Source organism: Kribbella steppae (assembly GCF_004342025.1).
Classification (GTDB): Bacteria; Actinomycetota; Actinomycetes; order Propionibacteriales; family Kribbellaceae; genus Kribbella; species Kribbella steppae.
The window spans coordinates 1-17,687 of the sequence record NZ_SLWN01000014.1 but is presented as its reverse complement, the minus strand read 5'-3'; the positions used below and the strand labels follow the sequence as shown (position 1 = coordinate 17,687).

The following is a 17,687-nucleotide window of genomic DNA, read 5'->3' as shown; positions in this document are numbered from 1 at the left end:
CATGGTTACCGAATCGAAGCGCTGGTGGGCACTGGCGTTGCTGTGCCTGACCGGGTTCATGATCATTCTGGACGCGTCGATCGTGCTGGTCGCGGTCCCGTCGATCGAACGTGAACTGACGTTCTCGAGCGGTGGCGTGCAGTGGGTGCCGAGCGGGTACGCGCTGATGTTCGGCGGCCTGCTCCTGCTGGGTGGGCGCATCTCCGACCTGCTCGGCCGGCGGCGGGTGTTCATCACCGGGCTGCTGCTGTTTGCCGCGTCGTCATTGCTCTGCGGGTTCGCCTGGAGTGGTGACGCGCTGGTGCTCGCGCGTGGCCTGCAGGGCGCGTCGGCCGCCGTACTGCTGCCTAGCGCGTTGTCGATCGTGATGACGACGTTCCCGGATGGCGCGGATCGCAACAAGGCGCTCGGGATCTGGGGAGCGACCAGCGGAGTCGGCGGTACGGCGGGATCCCTCATCGGCGGACCTGTCACCGACGGACTGGGCTGGCAGTGGATCTTCTTCATCAACGTGCCGGTCTGCGTGCTGGTCGCCGTACTGGCGCCTGCACTGCTGTTGGACAGCCGTGTACCTGGCCGACGTGGGTTCGACGTCGCCGGCGCGGTCACTGTGACCAGTGCGCTCATCGTGCTCGTGTACGCCGTCATCGAGGCTCCGGACTCGTCAGTCGGTCGGACGATCGCGCTGTTCGTGGCGTCGGGCTTGCTGTTCGGTCTGTTCGTGCTGGTGGAGCAGAGGTCGGCCGCACCGCTCGTGCCGCTGCGGATCTTCCGGTCGCGTGCTCTGGTCGGTGGCAACCTCATCACGGTCAGCTGGGGTCTTTCCGCGTTCGGACTGAACTACATCTACACGCAGTACGCCCAGCTGGCGCTAGGCATCTCCGCAGTCCGTTACGGCCTGATGTCCGCCGTACTGGCGGCCGCCGCGGTCGTAGCGTCGATCATCGGCCAGCACCTGGTCACGAAGGTCGGCACGCGTCGGGTCGCCTTCGTATCGCTACTGGTGTCTGGCGTCGGCGCGACCCTGATGACCCAGCTGACAGTGCACTCCGGGTACTTCGAGTTGGCCTTCTGGGGTCTGACGATCTTCGGAGCCGGACTGGGCGCCGGCACCGTGGCCGGCTCGATTGCCTCGCTCAGTGATGTGGCCGGCGAGGACTCCGGCATTGCGTCCGGGCTGCAGAGTGCCAGCTTCCAGATCGGTGGCGCAGTGGGCATCGCAGCTCTCTCCGCTGTCGCAGCCGCCAATACGACGGGCTCCACCCCGACCGCACTGACGCACGGCTACCGGATCGCGTTCTGGGCGGTGTGGGTGTGCATCGCCGTCGGTATCGCGGGCTGCGGTCTCCTGCTCAGGCCGAAGCGCCCGGTGGTACCACGGTTGCAGGCAGTCGTCACGTCGTGAGGGTCAAACAGTTGTTGGAGGTTTGCGGCCGCCGGAGTGGGCACCGGATTCGTGTGGCCGCCACCTTCCGCCCGGTGGCCCTCTAGAAGGAGGCTTCATGCTCATCCTCGGACTGATCCTGTTGGTCCTTGGCCTCGTGCTGGACATCTCGATCCTGTGGACGATCGGCATCATCGTGCTGATCGTCGGGGCCGTGTTGTTGCTGCTCGGGTCTACCGGCCGCGCCGTCGGCGGACGACGGCACTGGTACTGATCCGTTGGAACGTCAGAACCCCGCGGGCGATCCCGCGGGGTTCTGTCCGTCCCGATGGCTACGGTGAGCCCATGAAGTACGTCGTGATGATCTACGGGGCGGATGCCGCCCGCCACGTACCCGCAGTCAAGGCCGAGCTGGTCGCCACCGGCGAGCTCGTCAGCGCCGAGGAGCTCCAGCTCCCGAGCGAAGGCCGGATTGTCCGGATCCGCGACGACGCACAATCCGTCACCGCTGGCCCGTTCGTGCCGACCGATCACCAGGTGTCCGGGATGGTCCTGATCGACGTGGCCGACGACGCCCGCGCCGAAGCCGTCGCCGCTCGCATCTCCGCCATCGTCGGCGACCGGGTGGAACTGCGCGGAACGTTAATCAGCGCCTGAGGGGAACTCCGGCCGACGCTTCTCGGCGAACGCCGCGATGCCTTCGGCCAACTCGAGCCGTGCACAAAGTCACGCGGCGCGCTTGGCGCGGGACTTGGCGCGGGCCATCCGGAACAGGTACACCGGGGTCGGCGGAACCCAGCCGAGTTGCTTGGCCTGGCCGAGGTCGTCGCGGTTGGCCCAGTGCTCGATCACCTTGCCGTCCTCGACCCGCAGCCAGTGCGACTGCGTGATCGCGAAGGTCTTCCCGGTCGGCGGGAACACCGTGTCCACGCCCGCGGTGGTGTAGACGGCGAACGGCGCGACATGCCGGCCGCTCATGGTCGAGTGGATCGCCACCAGGTTGCCGTTGGCAACGACGTGGTGGATCTCGTAGGCCAGGTCCGCGAACGCGGTCCGCAACCAGAGCGCCGTCGCATAGTAGCCCGCGGGTCCGCCGACGCGGCACTCCGGCGGCTCGACGTCACCCTCCCGGTTGACCGCGTCCGGATGGACCACCGCCTCGAAGTCGGACCGCTCGCCGTCGGCCATGATCCGGATGCAGCGAACGGCCAGTTCGCTCGCCGACACGCTTGCCGTGGTACTCATGTCTCCCCCAATTATTCGATACAGTGAACCTGTATCTAAAACCATGGGACCGGTGATGACAGAAGTCAAGAGGCAGTACGACGCCTCCGGCCGCCGCGACAAGGCCCGGCAACGGCGACGCGACGTCGTGGTCGCCGCCAAGGACCTGTTCGAGGCCAACGGGTTCCAGGCGACCACCATCACCGCGGTCGCGAAGCGCGCCGGCGTCTCGGCCGAGGGCATCTACAAGGGCTTCGGCACCAAGGCCGCGCTGGCCAAGGCGGTCTTCGACTTCGTCATCGCCGGTGACGACGAGCCGGTGCCGATGGCCGAGCGGCCCGAGTCGCACGCCATTCAGGCGGAACCCGACGTACGACGGAAGCTCGCGCTGTACGTCGACGGCCTGGCGCTACGGCAGGAGCGGTCGGCCCGGGTGCAGATCCTGATCCGGGACGGCCGCCACCACGACGAGACGCTGCGCGAGACGTGGCAGACCCTCATGGACGAGCGGCTGGTCGGGATGACGATGTTCGGTCGCCACCTGGTCGACAGCGGCCAACTGCGCGACGGCATCACGGTCGAGGAGGTCGCCGACGTCCTGTGGACCTACATCGCGGTCGAGCTGTACGAGCTGCTGGTCCTGCATCGCGGCTGGTCACTCGAGCGTTACGCCGCCTGGATCGCGCGGGCGATCACCGACGCTCTGTGCTGAAACGACACCACGAAAGTGGACCAAGCGTTTGATATCAGGACGATTACATCCGAATACCGTGCAGATCACGGTCGGGGCCCGCTCGGAGTGTTCGTAATGCGTTAAAACTGCGGGCCGATTGCGAACCTTCCCGGGTTGTGTGCTTGACTCCTCCGGTCGATAACGGTTTGGTCTCGGCAGATTGGGTTAAGCAGGTGACTGCAGGACGGCATAGACAGGCGCGGCACCGTCAACCGCGCCCGAAAATCATCCAGCCCGGTATCGCGAAGGTGGCGATTCCCGGCGCGGCGGTGGCCTTGGTAGCCACCGGCTCGGCAGCCGCACTCCCCGACCACGAGGTCAAACTCAACACCCCGATCGCCAGCTCGTCCCTGCAGCTGGCGCGCGAGTCGGCCATCAGCCGCGACGCTCTCCGTCCGCCGCTGAACGTCAACACCCCGACGCCGAAGCCCAAGGCAGCCGCTCCCACGGCGAAGCACTTGAAGAAGCAGGCGCCGATCCCGAAGCCCACCGCGACGAAGACCCGCGCCGCTGCAGCGGCCGCCGCGACCCCGCCGAAGGTCATCGGCTCGAAGTACACCACTACCGACGTGAATGTCTGGTCGGTTCCGGTCGTCGGCACCCTGCTGGACGTCATCCCGAAGGGCAGCAAGGTCTCCGTCACCGGCAAGGTCGACGGCATCTGGGCCGAGATCGTCCGCGACGAGAAGTCCCGTTGGGTCAAGGCGCAGTACCTGTCCGCCACCAAGCCGGTCGCGAGCACCGCGGGCACCATTTCGCAGGCCGCGTGCAAGTCCGGTTCGGCTGTCGAGGACGGCCTGACCCAGGACGCGATCCGGGTCCACCGGGCCGTCTGCGCGAAGTTCCCGAACATCACGTCGTACGGCGGACTCCGCGCCGGTGACAGCGGTTCCGAGCACTCCACCGGCCGCGCGCTCGACATCATGGTCAGCGGCTCGGAGGGCAAGGAGGTCGCCGAGTGGCTGAAGGCGAACCACACGAAGCTGGGTGTCAGCGAACTGATCTACCAGCAGCAGATCTGGACGGTCCAGCGCAGCAGTGAGGGTTGGCGTGGGATGGAGGATCGCGGCGGTGCGACCGCGAACCACATGGACCACGTTCACGTCTCCGTGTACGGCAGCTCCGGCACGGTCTGACAAACGCCCTGAGCGACCCGGTCCCCACCCTCCCGGGGACCGGGTCGCTTTTGTCTCACGGCCGGATGTTGGCGTTCAGATGGAAGAAGTTCGTCGGGTCGTAGGCCCGCTTCACCTCGCGCAGCCGGCGCAGGTCCTCGGGGCCGTACGCCGTGTCCGCCCGGTCCGGATCGCCGAGGAAGTTCACGAAGGTGCGCCCGGAGTTCGGCAGCAGGCCGTGCATCTCGCGGTCGACGATCAGCGAGTACGACGCATCGCGGTGTCCGACCGGTCCCGCGCCATGGCCCGGGTGCGCCATCGCGCCACCCCAGTGCCGGATCTCCACGGTCGGCGCATCCTCGTCGGCGAACCCGGTCAGCACGTCGATCACGTCGTCCGTGAGTACGTCGAGGAAGTCCAGGTGCCGGGCCGGCGTTCCGCCCATCGCGGCCTCGCCGTACTCGGTCGTCCGGAGTTCGCCGGCCAGTTGCGGCCCGGCGACCTCGAACAGCGGCTTCAGCAGGTGTTCGGCCACTTCGGCCTCACCGGCGTACATGACCTTGATCGCGACGGCGCGTTGCTCGGTGCCGGGGACGCGGGTCAGGACGACGGCGGTGCTCAGCTCGTTCGGGATCGTGGTCGTCCAGTCGCGGTAACGGCGCAGGATGTCGGCCGCGCGATCGTTGCCGTAGTACACGATGCCGGCGTGCACCTGGCGGACCGGGTACAGCCGGAACTCCAGGGACGTGACAATGCCGAAGTTGCCGGTGCCGCCGCGGATCGCCCAGAACAGGTCCGGGTGATGCTCTGCGCTGGCGGTGACGAACCGGCCGTCGGCGGTGACGACCTCGGCGCGGATCACGCTGTCGGCCGCGAACCCGTACTTCCGGGCGAGCCAGCCGACGCCGCCGCCGAGGGTGTAACCGGTGACGCCGACGTCGCGGTGCGAGCCCGACAACGGCGCGAGGCCGAACTGCCCGGCGGCGTCGATCACCGCAGCCCAGCGCACACCCGGCGCGACCTTGGCGATCCGGCGCTCGGGGTCGATCAGGACCGAGGTCATCGGGGTCGTCTTCAGCAGGATGCCGCCGTCGGCCGGGACCCGGGTACCGTGACCGGTCGCCTGGACCGCGATCGGCAGCCCGTACTCACGCGCCGACCGCACCGCAGCCTGGACGTCGGTCCGGCTGTACGCCTCGACGACCACGAGCGGCCGCGAGTCGACCGTCGGGATCACGGACTTCCGCTGTACGTCGTACTCCGCGTCGCCCGGGAGCCTGATCGCACCGTTGAACCCGGCGCCCAACAGGCCTGCCACCACGTCGCTCGCAACCGGTGCCACCGTCTGCGTCGTCATCCCAATCCACTCCTTCGGCTCTCGCGCTTCTACCGATACGTCGAAGGGGCTCGGCGGTAATCGACACGTCCGCCAAACTTCTCTGGATGGCACCTACACATGCGGTCGAAGTCACCGGCTCGGTCCTCACGAAGCGGTACGTCTCCTGGCCCCGCGACGAGCCCGGCCGCGAGTGGGCAGCCCTGGAGTTGGTCTCCCGGCACGCACCCGATCTCGTCCCCGCTCCCCTCGACCGGACGAGTGCTACAGGCTCCGGCGGCCGCTCTACCCCGTCCATCTCGATGACAGTCGTTCCGGGTGTCCCGCTCGGCCCGTCCCTCACCCGGCCGCAGCTCGATGCCCTGGCCAACGCCCTCCGAGCGCTCTGGTCGATACCGCCCGATGACCTGCCACCGATCGACCTTGCGTCCCTCGTCGACCGGGTCCACACCGGACTCACCGTTCTGCGAGACTCCCCGGGCGTGATCGGCTCGGCTGCCCGGGCCTGGCTCGACACCACGGCTGACGAGCTGAGCGACGTACCCGATCCGGTCGTCGCGCATGGGGATCCGAACCTGGAGAACTACCTCTGGGACGGCAGGCGGGTCCGCATCGTCGACTTCGAGGACGCGGGGCGCGGCGACCTGGCCGTCGAGCTCGCCAATCTGGTCGAGCACCTCTCCGGGCGCGGCACGGACTGGACGGGCTTCGCCGAGCGGTTTGCCGTCGACCTGGATCGATTCCACGCAGCGCGCTGCTTGTGGGCCGCGTTCTGGCTCACGTTGGTCGGGCCGGGTGGACCGAGTGCCGCGCGGAACCCTCCCGGTACGGCGGAAGCGCAGGCCAGGAGGGTGTTGGCGCTCGTCAGGCCGGGATCGGGAGCTGCTCGAGGCGATCGAGGTCGGCCAGAATGTTGATCTCGGTGATCTTGCCGTCGACGACCTTGAGGTCCATGACGCCCATCAGTCGGCCGTTGACGACGGTGGCGGTGCCTGGCAGGCCGTTGACCAGGGCGAGCTCGGTGTACGGCGCCATCCGGCTGAACAGCAGCGCCTGCTCGACCACCGCCCGCGCACCCCGGACCAGCTTGGACACGGCCGGACCCGCGAACGCCGCGGTCGCCGGACCGGCGTCGGCACGCAGTACGACGTCCGGATCGAGCAGCGCGAGCAGCGCCTCGAAGTCCCCGCCCCGCGAGGCAGCCAGGAAGGCGTTGACGATCTCCCGCTGACGCCCCGGATCGCCGTCACCCACCGGCTTGCCCTGCACCCGCCGCCGCGCCCGGCTGGCCAGCTGCCGCGTCGCCGCCGGCGTCTTGTCCACAATCGTCGCGATCTCGTCGAAGCTGACCCCGAACATGTCGTGCAGCACGAACGCCAGCCGCTCCGCGGGCGCCAGCGTCTCCAGTACGACGAGCAGCGCGAGACCGATCGCATCCGCCTGGACCGCCTGCTCCTCCGGCCCCGGCCCGCTGTCCTCCCGCGTCACGATCGGGTCCGGCACGAAGTCCTCACGACGCGACTTGCGACTACGCAGGGTGTCCAGGCAGACCCGCGACACGACCGTCGTCAGCCAGCCGGCCAGGTTGCCGACGTCGCTCACGTCCGACCGGCTCAACCGCAGCCATGCCTCCTGCACCGCGTCCTCGGCCTCCGCCAGCGAACCGAGCATCCGGTACGCCACCGCCCGCAAGTGCCCCCGGTGCTGCTCGAACTGCCGCGCAAGCTGGTCGTGCTCGTCCACTGGTCCCAGTCTCCCGTCGTACTCCGTCAAATCCCCTGACGGATCGCGGCACCATGATGTGACAGGGCCAGACCAGGGACCATGATGGGGTCATGCCAGAGACCCGTGGTGACCTTGTGTTCGAGGACCACTTCGACGGATCCGCGCTGGACTCGTCCGTGTGGTCGCCGTACTACCTGCCGCAGTGGAGCTCGCGGACGGCGTCAGCAGCGACGTACGAGCTGGGTGGCTCCTGCCTGACGCTGAGCATCCCGCCTGACCAAGGCCTGTGGTGCGACGGCGACCACAAGCCGGACCTGCGGGTGTCCGGGATCCAGTCCGGCAGCTACTCCGGCCCGGTCGGGAGCACGGTCGGTCAGCAGCCGTACCGGGAGGGTCTGGTCGTCAGCGAGGAGCAGGAGCCGTTCTGGGGCTGGACGCCGAACGGCGGGTACGTCGAGCTGCACGCCCGCGCCGAGATCAGTCCGCGGTCGATGGTGTCGCTGTGGATGGTCGGGCTGGAGGAACAGCCCGAGCAGTGCGGGGAGATCTGCGTGATGGAGGTCTTCGGCGACGCGATCGTCCCCGGCGAGTCGACCGCGGTCGGTATGGGACTGAAGACGATCCGCGACCCAGCCGTACCGCAGGACTTCGAGGCGATCCGCCTCCCGATCGACCTGGCCGACTTCCACACGTACGCCGTCCAGTGGGTCTCCGGCGAGGCGACGTTCTTCGTCGACGGCACCCCGATCCGCAGTTGCTCGGGTGCTCCGTCGTACCCGCTGCAACTGATGCTCGCCGTGTTTGATTTCCCGGACAGCAGCGTCGGCGACGACGCACACCTGGTCCCGACCTTCACCGTCGACCACATCCGCGGCTGGAACGTTGCGGAGGAGCTGGTCGCCTGACTAAGGTCACTGCCATGTTCCTGTCCGCGGGTAGCTGGTGGGCCGTCGAGTAGACGGTCCTGCTTCCGCGTAACCACCCGGCCGTCTCCCTGCGAGGCGGCCGTTGTCATGTCTCCTCGTGGGTGGCCCCGCACCCCGAGGATTGCCGATGGCAACAACACTCCGGACCTGGTCCGGGCTCATCTCCGCGCTCCTGGCCGGCTCCGACCTGACGGCCGCGGACACCGCGTGGGCGATGGACCAACTGGTGCTGGGCGACGCGTCACCAGCGCAGATCTCCGGGTTCCTGATCGCCCTGCGGGCCAAGGGCGAGACAGCCGACGAGATCGCCGGCCTCGCTTCGGTACTGCGTTCGCATGCAACGCCGGTGCGGATCCGCGGACCGTTCGTGGACATCGTCGGGACGGGCGGCGACCGGACCGGCGCGGTGAACATCTCGACGATGGCGGCCGTGGTGGCGGCATCCACTGGCGTGACTGTGGTCAAGCACGGAGGCCGTGCGGCGTCGTCGTCCGCTGGTGGTTCTGCCGACCTGGTCGAGCACCTGGGGCGTGCCACTCGACCTGTCGGCCGACGAGGCCGTGCAAGTCGCTGCCGAGGTCGGACTCACCTACCTGTTCGCTCCACGCTTCAACCCGGCGCTGCGCCACGTGGCAGTGGTACGACGTGAGTTGGCGGTGCCGACCGCGTTCAACGTGCTCGGGCCGTTGCTGAACCCGGCAGACCCTCAGCACCAACTGGTGGGGGTCGCCAACCCGCGGATGCTGCCGGTGATCGCCGGAGCGCTCGCTGTGCAGGGCCGGTCCGCTTTGGTTGCGCGTGGCGACGACGGGCTCGACAAGCTGACCACGACCGGGCTGTCGCGCATGTGGGTCGTGTACGACGGCTCTGCGTCAGAGGTGGTGTTCGACCCGCGGTCGCTCGGGTTGGCGCCGGTCTCGTTGGCTGAGCTGCGTGGCGGTGATGCCGCGTTCAATGCGCGGGTGTTGCGCGGTCTGGTCGACGGTAAGCGAGGGCCGGTGCGGGACGTCGTACTGCTGAATGCTGCGGCTGCACTGGTCACGCTGGAGCTTGGGAAAGGGCGGCTGCTCGAGCAGTTTGCAGAGTGTCTGGAGCGGTGTCGGGAGGCTGTGGACAACGGAAACGCCACGGCAACTCTGGAACGCTGGACCAGTCACTCGCTAGCGTGCAGGTAATGCGTAAGCTGCTCGATTCCGCACGAGACGGTGATGAGAACGCCTTCGGAGAGCTGGTGAGGCCGTGGCGTGGGGAGCTGCATGCGCATTGCTACCGGATGCTCGGGTCCGACGCGGACGCGGATGACGCCGTACAGGAGACGCTCGTCCGGGCCTGGCGCGGTCTCCACCGGTACGAGGACCGAGGTTCGATCCGGCCGTGGCTCTACAAGATCGCCACGAACCGGTGCCTCACTCTGATCGAGAGGCGTGCGAAGCGCGAGCTGCCCACTGACCTGGACGCTTCCTACGAGGCTGAGTGGCTGGAGCCTTATCCGTCGAGCCGGCTGGAGTGGACTGCTGAGCTGAGCCCGGAGACACGGGTGGTGGCGCTGGAGTCGGTGGAACTGGCGTTTGTGGCGTCGCTGCAGCACCTGTCCGCGCTACAGCGTGCAGTCCTGCTGCTGCGCGACGTACTGGCATTTGCCGCTCGTGAGGTGGCCGAACTGCTGGAGACGTCGGATGCCGCGGTGAACAGTGCGCTGCAGCGGGCTCGTTCCGTGCTGAGCTCCATCCAGCCGACTCAGCAGAAGACGCTGCGGGAGCTGGGGGAGTCTGCGCAGCGTGACTTGGTACGGCGGTACATGGCTGCGTGGGAGGCCGGCAACGTCGACGCGATCGTGGCGATGCTGGCGGATGACGCGAAGTACTCGATGCCGCCGTTGCTGCAGTGGTTCTCGGGGCGGGCCGGGATTCGGCGGTTCCTGCTGGACGGTCCGCTGCGGGAGAGATGGCGGTTCCTGCCGGCGCGGGCGAACGGGCAGTTGGCGTTCGGGACGTACCTCTGGGACGTCGACCGGTACGTCCCGGGCGGGCTGGACGTGATCGGCGTCCGCGGGTCGGAGATCGTCGAGGTCGTCTCGTTCCTGGACGCCGATTTCGACTCGTTCGGGCTGCCTGCGGAAGTTTTCTGATCCCTTGCGATGAGTTTCCGCCCCTGGCCGGGGTTCTAGCTGTGACGATCACTTCTTCGAGCTAGGACGGAAACATGACGAACGAGCAGGAAGTCCGCACGCTGATCGAGAACTGGGTCACCGCGGTGCACGCCGGCGACCTGGACACGGTTCTGGCCGACCACGCCCCGGACATCGTGATGTTCGACGTACCCCCGCCGTACGACGGAGTGCGCGGGCTGGACGCCTACCGCGACACCTGGCCCGGCTTCTTCGAATGGCAACGGTCGGGTGCGTCCTTCGCACTGGAGTCCCTCGAGGTCACCGCGGGCGAGGACGTCGCCTTCGCCTACGCCCTACTGCTGTGCGGCACACCCGACGAGCACAAGGCCAACCCGGCGCTCCGCCTCCGCCTGACCATCGGACTCCACAAAGCAGCCGGCCGCTGGCAGGTCACCCACGAACACCACTCCTTCCCCCTGGACACCCCAGAACCGGCGTAGCACAAGGGGGAACCGGGCGACAGGTTGCCGAGGACAAAGGAAAGGGCAAGGAGAGCGCATCTCCTTGCCACATCCAACATATATCGCACTGGGGGACTTGCCGCAAGGCCCGGGGGGTCCTGCAGAATCGTCGGCCGAAGCCAGAATCTGCTGGAAAACGTGGGGGTTTGATGACTGACGTGATCATTGCGGGCGGCGGACCGACCGGTGTGATGCTGGCCAGTGAGCTGCGGCTGCACGGCGTGGACGTGCTCGTGCTGGAGAAGTTGGCGGAGCCGACCAAGGAGGTTCGCGCGCTCGGCCTGCACGCGCGCAGCGTCGAGGTGATGGACCAGCGCGGCCTGCTGGAGCGGTTCCTCGAGCTCGGCACACAGCACCCGGTCGGTAATCACTTCGCCGGTATCGCCAAGCCGCAGACGGTCCGGCTGGACACCGCATATCCGTTCACCCTCGGTATCCAGCAGCCCATCGTCGAGCGGCTGCTGACCGAGCACGCCACCGAGCTCGGCGTCGAGATCCGGCGCGGCGCCGAACTGGGCGGGGTGAGCCAGGACGACGACGGGGTGACCGCCGAACTGGCCGACGGCACGCAGCTGCGCTCGCGCTACCTCGTCGGGTGCGACGGTGGCCGCAGCGCGGTGCGCAAGCTGCTCGGCATCGGCTTCCCCGGCGAACCGCCCAAGACCCAGTGGCTGCTGGGCGAGATGGAGCTGACCGCTCCGCTGGAGGAGGTGGTCGCCGTCGTGACCGAAATCCGCAAGACCGATCTGAGGTTCGGCGTCGGGCCGTCCGGCGACGGCGTGTACCGCGTCGTCGTACCCGCTGCGAGTGTGGCCGAGGACCGCACGGTCCCACCGACCATGGACGAGCTGAAGCAGCAGCTGCAGGTGTTCGCCGGTACCGACTTCGGCGTGCACTCACCGCGCTGGCTGTCCCGCTTCGGCGACGCCACCCGGCTGGCGGACCGCTATCGGGACGGCCGGGTGCTGCTGGCCGGCGACGCGGCGCATGTCCACCCGCCACTCGGCGGGCAGGGCCTCAACCTCGGCATCCAGGACGCGTTCAACCTCGGCTGGAAGCTGGCCGCCGAAGTCGGTGGCTGGGCGCCGGAGGGGCTGCTGGACAGCTACCACACCGAACGGCATCCGGTGGCCGCCGCCGTACTGGACAACACGCGCGCTCAGAGCGAGCTGATGTCGATCGAGCCGGGGCCTCAGGCGGTACGTCGGCTGGTGTCGGAGCTGATGGACCTCGAGGAGGTGCACACGTACCTGATCGAGAAGATCACCGGGATCGGGATCCGCTACGACTTCGGCGAGGGCCATGCCCTGCTCGGCCGGCGGATGCGGGACGTGGGGCTGAAAAGCGGACGTCTCTACGAGCGGATGCAGACCGGCCGCGGACTGCTGCTCGACCGGACCGGCCGGCTCTCGGTGGCGGGCTGGGAAGATCGAGTCGAGTACGTCGCGGATGTCAGCGAGGAGCTCGACCTGCCCGCGGCCTTGCTGCGCCCGGACGGCTACGTGGCCTGGGTCGGTGAGGACCAGCAGGACCTGAACAGCCACCTGTCCGAGTGGTTCGGCGCCGCCGGCTGAGCGCTAGCTCCCCAGGCGGAGGATGGTCTCGGCCACCTGGTCCGGGTTGCGAAGGCTTGGCAGATGGTCGGCCCCGGGTAGCCAGATGAACTCGCAGCCGGGGATGCGGGCTGCGGCGGCACCGGCGACGGCGGCGAGGATCGGGCGGTCCTTGTCGCCGACCATCACTACGGACGGCGCTTGGATTTCGTGGAGGCGGTCGTAGACCGGTGGGTCCTTCCGCAAGTAGTCCGATTGGTCGAACCACGCCGGCACTGCCGCTTCCAGCTGGGCGACCGCTGCCTCGTCGGCTCCGGCTGCTGCCCACAAGCTCAGTCCGAGCTGCACCATTCCGGGAACATCACGGGCCTCGCGCAGGGCCTTGGACTGCGCATCAAGCTCAGGCTCGTCCGGCCACGGGAACCCACTCACTCCCGGACACAGCAGTACGAGCGCCCGCACCCGAGCCGGATCGTTCAGCGCAAGACTGAGCGCCGTATCCCCGCCCATGCTGCACCCGACCAGTACCACCTGCTCGAGCCCCAGCTGATCGAGCACAGTCACCAGATCCTCGACCAACGAGAACTCACTCGTCGGCAACGCGGACCGCCCATACCCGCGGACGTCGTACCGAACCACCCGATGCCGCTCCACCAAGCGAGGCATCACCGGATCCCACACCCGCGAATCCCCCACCCCCGGATGCAACAACACCACCGGCACCCCCGGCCCAGCCACATGCTCAGCCCAAACCTCGCCCCCACCCACCGGAATCTGCAGCTCCATATCCCCACCCTGACACCTCAAGGAGCCACTGCACCGAACCGCGCCACGTAGTGCCACACCCGCTTCAGATCCTGCTCATCGTGGCGACCAACAGCCGCACCGATCACCCGGGGCGTCAACACCCCGTCGACCGCGATCCGCGTGCCAAGGTCGACGTACTGCGGACCGCGGTACGTCGGATGCCGCCGCAACTCATCGACGGTCAGCCGAAACCCGGGATGCCACTCCACCGGACAGGAGAGCCGCCGTGCCGCCGACTCGACCGCGGAGCCGCGATAGCTGGGATCCAGCACCAGAGCCTCGACATCCCGATCCAACCGCACCGGTCCGTGCACCTGCGCCTCGACGTAGTCATCGAGTACGTCGACCTCGTCCGCCTCGGCCACCGCGACGAGACCCATCCGCCCCGCGACACCGAAGAGAGCCGGCTCGAAGCAACTGTCGGGATAGCAGAACGTCGACCGGGACAGCACGTCGGCAGCCAGCCGGAGATGCGCCGACCCGAACCGCGCCGCACCACCGACCGCCTTCCGCCGGAAGTTCAGTGCGCCGTACACGGGTCGCACGCGCGCGGGAGCGTCGTCGTACGCCCCACCGAACATCCTGCTCTCCCACCGCCACCGCTCGCCGCCGGGATGCGCACTCAGCCCACCGTTTCCGGTTCCGGTGACGAACTGCGACACATATGCCCCGTCGGCCAGCAGCGCGTCCACCATGAGCCGTTGCCCAACCCACCGATCAGGGTGAAAGTTCAGCGTCACCCGCCACGCAGGATCCACCGCCCCACCCGACGCGAGCCCTGCCACATGCTCCAACGCCCGCGCAACCGAGTCCTCCACGTCGTCAGCCGTCGCCGGAACCCGAGTCCCCGACGTCGACCAAGTCCGGCTCGTCCGGCAGCTCGCGCCCATCGCCGGGTCCTGAGTGACCAGTCAGTTCAGCTGGCAGGTCCCTGACATCCACGCGCGCCCCCTAGGCCTCGTTCCCATCATCCCCAAGCAAAAGGCCACCTGAACGTGCGGGCCAGGCGGGGAGGCTGCGTGTCAGGCCGGGCCGAGGACGCAGAACTCGTTGCCTTCCGGGTCGGCCAGAACCGTCCACGGTACGTCGCCCTGGCCTACGTCTGCGAGCGTCGCGCCGAGCGCCTCAAGCCGGGCCACCTCCGCCGCTTTTCCGTCAACGGGGTAAGGCAGCAGGTCGAGATGGACGCGGTTCCACCTGTCCTTCAGATGGGACGTGCGGAGGAATTCCAGGTACGGCCCGACTCCCTTGGCCGACCGCAGCCTCGCATGATCGTCGGTCACCTCGTGCACGGTCCAGTCCATCGCCTCGCCCCAGAACCGGGCCATGGCCCGCGGATCCGCACAGTTGACCACCACCGCGGCGATCGGCCCGGTGTCCCGGTAGATCTCCTGAGGCTCCAGGACGCAGAACACGTTGCCCTCCGGGTCGGCCAGCGCTGTCCGCGGGAAGCCGCCCAGGCCCACGTCGGCGGGCGTCGCACCGAGCTCCTCCAAGCGCGCGACCAACTCCGCGTGATGGGCCGGGGAGGTGGTGGCGAGTTCGATGTGTGCGCGGTACTTCACTGTTTCGGGGTCCGGGACGGCGATGACATCGACGCTGACGGCGGCGGGGAGCGGCCAGGCGGAACCCACGGGCCTGACACTGGTCGCACCGGGTTCCGAGCTGGAAACACCCCAGTCGAGCGCGTCCGCCCAGAACCGGCCGAGCGCTGAGTCATCCCGAGCTTTGAAATTCACCTGAACGAGTCGCAGCGCCATGCCGCCTAAACCTATGCCCAACTCACGAAAAGAAGCTTGAGAAATTCTCGGAAGCATGTCGAACGGGGTCGAGGCCGTTCGTAGCCAGGGTGAGAGACCAGCAACGGGCCGGTCGGTTCACCACTGGAGGTCACGATGTCCGCCACCTACACCACCACCGCCCCCGCCGGCTCCGACCCGAAACCTTCAACCTCTACCAAGGACACTCGCATGGAACCCATCGCGCGCCGCCTGTGTCAGCAACTGCTGGAACCAATCCACCTCGTCGCCTACATGTCCGACGAGCCGACCGAGGAACTCCAGGCCCTCGGATACGAGGGCTACTGGCCTGGCTACTTCGCCGCGCGGTCCGCACCGCTGGGCCGGGTCCCGGCCGAGGTGGTGGATGCGCTCTTCTACAACTTCGCTCCCGGCGAGGTCGCCGCCTGCATCCCGAGCGTCTGGGACATCGCCACCCCCGAAGCCGTGCTCGCCGCCCGCCAGAAAGGCAGCGTCACAGCGCTGCGGCGCATCCTCGGCGACTTGGCCGACACCCCCGCGCTCGCCCGCGCCGCCGACCTCGCCACCCGGGTGGCGACCAATGCGCCGATGGATGGACGGATCCTGTACGCCGCCCTGCGGTCGCTCCCCGTGCCTGACGAGCCGGTCGCCCGGCTCTGGCATGCGGCGACGCTGCTGCGCGAGCACCGCGGCGACGGCCACCTTGCCGCGCTGGTCTCCGCCGGCATCGACGGGCAGGAGGCTCACGTGCTCCACGCGATCTCCCAGGGCATGAAGCCAGAGGAGTACGGCAGGTTGAACCCCCTCACGCCGACGCAACTGGCCGCGGTCGTGGACGGTCTGCGCGCTCGCGGTCTCGTCGATGCCTCGGCTGGGTTCACCGCCGCCGGGCGCGAGACCAAGGATCGCATCGAGTCGGTCACCGACGCCCTCGCGGCTCCGGCGTACGACGGCCTGGAGCCGGGCGAGGTGGACCAGCTCATCGCCGACCTCGAGCCGCTCGCGGCAACGATCAACTCTGTCGGCTACTAGAGCTGTACCTGGTCATGAGGCGGGCTGGGCTACCGCCACGTGAACGAGGCGATCACCGCGGGCCGGCTGCGCTTCGGGGCGGGACGGGACGACGCTGTGACGGCCGCTGGGCGGTGCCGAACCAGGTGGTGAGGGCGGTGCGCATCGATTCGCGCTCGTGCGGGCCTGGGTCCGGGGAGTCGGTGGCCCAGGCGATGTAGCAGTCCGGGCGCAGCAGCAGACCGGTGGCCGCGGTGTTGCTGGTGTGCGCGGTGACGATATCGATGCGGTCGCGCCATCCGTCGGCTTCCGTTGCAAGGCAAGCGTTTTCGGTGCAGTCCACCAGCAGTGGCCGAGCGGTGGTGGTCAGGTCGGCGAGCCGGACCGGGCCGTTGCCGGTGTCGAGGAGCAAGTCGGGAGCCCAGCGGCCGATGAGCGTGTGAGTGCTCTCGGTTCCCATGTCGTAGCAGATGTCCGCGCCTGCCATCATGTTCGCGATGTGCGCCGCGGTGTGCTGGTCACGTAGTAGCTCGGTGAACAGTTCGCGCAATGCCGTGACCTCGGCGCCGGGGGCCAGCAGAGCGAGCTGGGCCTGGCTGTGCATGGCGACTCGCTCACCGACCGGCCGCCGCTCGGCGCCGTAGGTGTCCAGCAGCCCGGGAGGCGCCCAGCCGTGGATCACAGCCGCCAGTTTCCAGCCGAGGTTGATCGCGTCTTGCAGGCCGAGGTTGAGTCCCGGCCCCCCGATCACGAAGTGCACGTGGGCAGCGTCGCCGACGAGCAGCACCCGGCCGTCGTGATACCGGTCGGCCAGGCGGGTATTGACGCCGATCGACCGGTCCAGCCGATGCGGCCCTCGACCTTCGGGTGGTCGCAGCGGCAGGTCCGCGCCCATGACCCGGTAGATGCTGTCGTGAACCTCCTCGAGGTTCAACGGTGCGTCGGTATCGATCCCGTCTGTGGCCCACTCGACCGTGAACACCAGATCCGGTCGGGACGGAAACCGCGCGTGGGCGAAGACCCCCCGTTCGGTGCGGTGATACATCGGTGAGATGTGGCCGTAGCCAGGCAGGTTCAGCCCACCGGTGGCGGGGTCGACGAACTCATTGGGTACGGCGACTTCTGCGATGCGGGTGACGATGTCATCGCTTGCCGCGCCCGGAAATTCGATGCCGGCGAGTTTGCGCGTCGTACTGTGTGCGCCGTCTGCCCCGACCACGTAGCGGCTGCTGATCTCATAACGCCCGGTCGGGCCGACGACCTCGACGGTGACGGCGTCGGCGTGCTGGGACAGCCCGGTCAGCTCGTGGCCTCTGCGGACCTCGACGCCCAGCTCGGCGGCGCGGTCGGCCAGCACCCGCTCCATCCGGGTCTGCGGTACGGGCAGTAGTCTCCGATCCTCCCTGTCGGGGCGGCCCGTTCCGGGCTGAAAATGGGGGTGGTTGCCCGCTGACGCCGTCTCTCTGTGGTTCGGGCGAGGCC

20 protein-coding genes are annotated in these 17,687 nt (G+C 68.4%); 13 read left to right on the top strand and 7 right to left on the bottom strand.

From position 1 onward, the window contains the following. Position 1 precedes the first annotated feature (1 nt). From EV652_RS33500 to EV652_RS33495, 3 genes are all read left to right on the top strand, one after another. A complete protein-coding gene (locus EV652_RS33500) occupies positions 2-1,405 on the top strand; it encodes an MFS transporter (RefSeq protein WP_132213311.1) in 1,404 nt (467 codons plus the stop codon). 97 nt (positions 1,406-1,502) lie between these two features. Further along, on the top strand, positions 1,503-1,658 hold the full coding sequence (locus EV652_RS44845; RefSeq protein WP_199238552.1) for a DUF6131 family protein: 156 nt from the start codon (positions 1,503-1,505) through the stop codon (positions 1,656-1,658). Positions 1,659-1,729: 71 nt separating this feature from the next. After that, positions 1,730-2,041, top strand: a complete 312-nt coding sequence (locus EV652_RS33495; protein ID WP_132213310.1) for a YciI family protein — start codon at positions 1,730-1,732, stop codon at positions 2,039-2,041. A 69-nt stretch (positions 2,042-2,110) separates the two neighbouring features. Here EV652_RS33495 and EV652_RS33490 read toward each other — a convergent pair whose 3' ends face one another. Then, positions 2,111-2,629 (bottom strand): ester cyclase, encoded by a 519-nt coding sequence (locus EV652_RS33490; RefSeq protein WP_132213309.1) that lies wholly within the window; start codon positions 2,627-2,629, stop codon positions 2,111-2,113. A 55-nt stretch (positions 2,630-2,684) separates the two neighbouring features. On the opposite strand from EV652_RS33490, the gene EV652_RS33485 reads away from it, so the two are divergent. Further along, positions 2,685-3,320 carry a TetR/AcrR family transcriptional regulator gene (locus EV652_RS33485; RefSeq protein ID WP_132213308.1) on the top strand — a complete coding sequence of 212 codons (636 nt, stop codon included), beginning with the start codon at positions 2,685-2,687 and terminating at the stop codon, positions 3,318-3,320. 194 nt (positions 3,321-3,514) lie between these two features. Beyond that, entirely contained in the window at positions 3,515-4,477 is a 963-nt protein-coding gene (locus EV652_RS33480) for a VldE C-terminal domain-containing protein (protein ID WP_242002158.1), read from the top strand. Between the two features lie 55 nt (positions 4,478-4,532). On the opposite strand, the gene EV652_RS33475 is transcribed toward EV652_RS33480, so the two are convergent. After that, complete coding sequence (locus tag EV652_RS33475; RefSeq protein ID WP_132213307.1) at positions 4,533-5,813, bottom strand: FAD-binding oxidoreductase; 1,281 nt, start codon at positions 5,811-5,813, stop codon at positions 4,533-4,535. 86 nt (positions 5,814-5,899) lie between these two features. On the opposite strand from EV652_RS33475, the gene EV652_RS33470 reads away from it, so the two are divergent. After that, the gene (locus tag EV652_RS33470; protein ID WP_132213306.1) at positions 5,900-6,709 is read left to right on the top strand and encodes a phosphotransferase family protein; all 810 of its coding nucleotides are present in this window, start codon (positions 5,900-5,902) and stop codon (positions 6,707-6,709) included. Here EV652_RS33470 and sigJ read toward each other — a convergent pair. Then, the gene (gene sigJ / locus EV652_RS33465; RefSeq protein ID WP_132213305.1) at positions 6,657-7,535 is read right to left on the bottom strand and encodes an RNA polymerase sigma factor SigJ; all 879 of its coding nucleotides are present in this window, start codon (positions 7,533-7,535) and stop codon (positions 6,657-6,659) included. The genes EV652_RS33470 and sigJ overlap by 53 nt on opposite strands. Before the next feature lie 92 nt (positions 7,536-7,627). Here sigJ and EV652_RS33460 point away from each other — a divergent pair, with 92 nt between their 5' ends. The 6 genes from EV652_RS33460 (at position 7,628) to rox (ending at position 12,648) form a co-directional block, all read left to right on the top strand. Then, the gene (locus tag EV652_RS33460; protein WP_132213304.1) at positions 7,628-8,422 is read left to right on the top strand and encodes a glycoside hydrolase family 16 protein; all 795 of its coding nucleotides are present in this window, start codon (positions 7,628-7,630) and stop codon (positions 8,420-8,422) included. Between the two features lie 148 nt (positions 8,423-8,570). Then, complete coding sequence (locus EV652_RS46270; RefSeq protein ID WP_369410058.1) at positions 8,571-9,092, top strand: hypothetical protein; 522 nt, start codon at positions 8,571-8,573, stop codon at positions 9,090-9,092. Continuing rightward, positions 8,974-9,618, top strand: a complete 645-nt coding sequence (locus EV652_RS46265; protein ID WP_369410057.1) for a hypothetical protein — start codon at positions 8,974-8,976, stop codon at positions 9,616-9,618. Before EV652_RS46270 ends, EV652_RS46265 begins: the two co-directional genes overlap by 119 nt. Further along, positions 9,618-10,571 (top strand): sigma-70 family RNA polymerase sigma factor, encoded by a 954-nt coding sequence (locus EV652_RS33450; protein ID WP_132213303.1) that lies wholly within the window; start codon positions 9,618-9,620, stop codon positions 10,569-10,571. The genes EV652_RS46265 and EV652_RS33450 overlap by 1 nt, the downstream gene beginning before the upstream one ends. Positions 10,572-10,645: 74 nt before the next feature. Continuing rightward, positions 10,646-11,053 carry a YybH family protein gene (locus EV652_RS33445; RefSeq protein WP_132213302.1) on the top strand — a complete coding sequence of 136 codons (408 nt, stop codon included), beginning with the start codon at positions 10,646-10,648 and terminating at the stop codon, positions 11,051-11,053. Positions 11,054-11,223: 170 nt separating this feature from the next. Then, positions 11,224-12,648, top strand: a complete 1,425-nt coding sequence (gene rox, locus EV652_RS33440; protein ID WP_132213301.1) for a rifampin monooxygenase — start codon at positions 11,224-11,226, stop codon at positions 12,646-12,648. 3 nt (positions 12,649-12,651) lie between these two features. On the opposite strand, the gene EV652_RS33435 is transcribed toward rox, so the two are convergent. The 3 genes from EV652_RS33435 to EV652_RS45520 form a co-directional block, all read right to left on the bottom strand. Continuing rightward, entirely contained in the window at positions 12,652-13,413 is a 762-nt protein-coding gene (locus EV652_RS33435; protein WP_132213300.1) for an alpha/beta fold hydrolase, read from the bottom strand. A gap of 17 nt (positions 13,414-13,430) precedes the next feature. Then, complete coding sequence (locus EV652_RS33430) at positions 13,431-14,192, bottom strand: DUF3626 domain-containing protein (protein ID WP_242002157.1); 762 nt, start codon at positions 14,190-14,192, stop codon at positions 13,431-13,433. Positions 14,193-14,456: 264 nt separating this feature from the next. Next, entirely contained in the window at positions 14,457-15,194 is a 738-nt protein-coding gene (locus EV652_RS45520; protein ID WP_132213298.1) for a VOC family protein, read from the bottom strand. A 210-nt stretch (positions 15,195-15,404) separates the two neighbouring features. Between EV652_RS45520 and EV652_RS33420 the strand changes: the two genes are divergently transcribed. Beyond that, the gene (locus EV652_RS33420; protein ID WP_132213297.1) at positions 15,405-16,226 is read left to right on the top strand and encodes an SCO6745 family protein; all 822 of its coding nucleotides are present in this window, start codon (positions 15,405-15,407) and stop codon (positions 16,224-16,226) included. A 52-nt stretch (positions 16,227-16,278) separates the two neighbouring features. Here the strand turns inward: EV652_RS33420 and EV652_RS33415 are convergent, their stop codons facing one another. Further along, positions 16,279-17,592 carry an FAD-dependent monooxygenase gene (locus EV652_RS33415; protein ID WP_255512662.1) on the bottom strand — a complete coding sequence of 438 codons (1,314 nt, stop codon included), beginning with the start codon at positions 17,590-17,592 and terminating at the stop codon, positions 16,279-16,281. Positions 17,593-17,687: the final 95 nt, after the last annotated feature.

What these genes read in the sequence shown, in the direction of transcription:
- EV652_RS33500 (WP_132213311.1), top strand. Translation starts at nt 2, where the DNA reads ATGGTTACCGAATCGAAGCGCTGGTGGGCACTGGCGTTGCTGTGCCTG.
- EV652_RS44845 (WP_199238552.1), top strand. Translation starts at nt 1,503, where the DNA reads ATGCTCATCCTCGGACTGATCCTGTTGGTCCTTGGCCTCGTGCTGGAC.
- EV652_RS33495 (WP_132213310.1), top strand. Translation starts at nt 1,730, where the DNA reads ATGAAGTACGTCGTGATGATCTACGGGGCGGATGCCGCCCGCCACGTA.
- EV652_RS33490 (WP_132213309.1), bottom strand. Translation starts at nt 2,629, where the DNA reads ATGAGTACCACGGCAAGCGTGTCGGCGAGCGAACTGGCCGTTCGCTGC.
- EV652_RS33485 (WP_132213308.1), top strand. Translation starts at nt 2,685, where the DNA reads ATGACAGAAGTCAAGAGGCAGTACGACGCCTCCGGCCGCCGCGACAAG.
- EV652_RS33475 (WP_132213307.1), bottom strand. Translation starts at nt 5,813, where the DNA reads ATGACGACGCAGACGGTGGCACCGGTTGCGAGCGACGTGGTGGCAGGC.
- EV652_RS33470 (WP_132213306.1), top strand. Translation starts at nt 5,900, where the DNA reads ATGGCACCTACACATGCGGTCGAAGTCACCGGCTCGGTCCTCACGAAG.
- EV652_RS33460 (WP_132213304.1), top strand. Translation starts at nt 7,628, where the DNA reads ATGCCAGAGACCCGTGGTGACCTTGTGTTCGAGGACCACTTCGACGGA.
- EV652_RS46270 (WP_369410058.1), top strand. Translation starts at nt 8,571, where the DNA reads ATGGCAACAACACTCCGGACCTGGTCCGGGCTCATCTCCGCGCTCCTG.
- EV652_RS33450 (WP_132213303.1), top strand. Translation starts at nt 9,618, where the DNA reads ATGCGTAAGCTGCTCGATTCCGCACGAGACGGTGATGAGAACGCCTTC.
- EV652_RS33445 (WP_132213302.1), top strand. Translation starts at nt 10,646, where the DNA reads ATGACGAACGAGCAGGAAGTCCGCACGCTGATCGAGAACTGGGTCACC.
- rox (WP_132213301.1), top strand. Translation starts at nt 11,224, where the DNA reads ATGACTGACGTGATCATTGCGGGCGGCGGACCGACCGGTGTGATGCTG.
- EV652_RS33435 (WP_132213300.1), bottom strand. Translation starts at nt 13,413, where the DNA reads ATGGAGCTGCAGATTCCGGTGGGTGGGGGCGAGGTTTGGGCTGAGCAT.
- EV652_RS45520 (WP_132213298.1), bottom strand. Translation starts at nt 15,194, where the DNA reads ATGGCGCTGCGACTCGTTCAGGTGAATTTCAAAGCTCGGGATGACTCA.
- EV652_RS33420 (WP_132213297.1), top strand. Translation starts at nt 15,405, where the DNA reads ATGGAACCCATCGCGCGCCGCCTGTGTCAGCAACTGCTGGAACCAATC.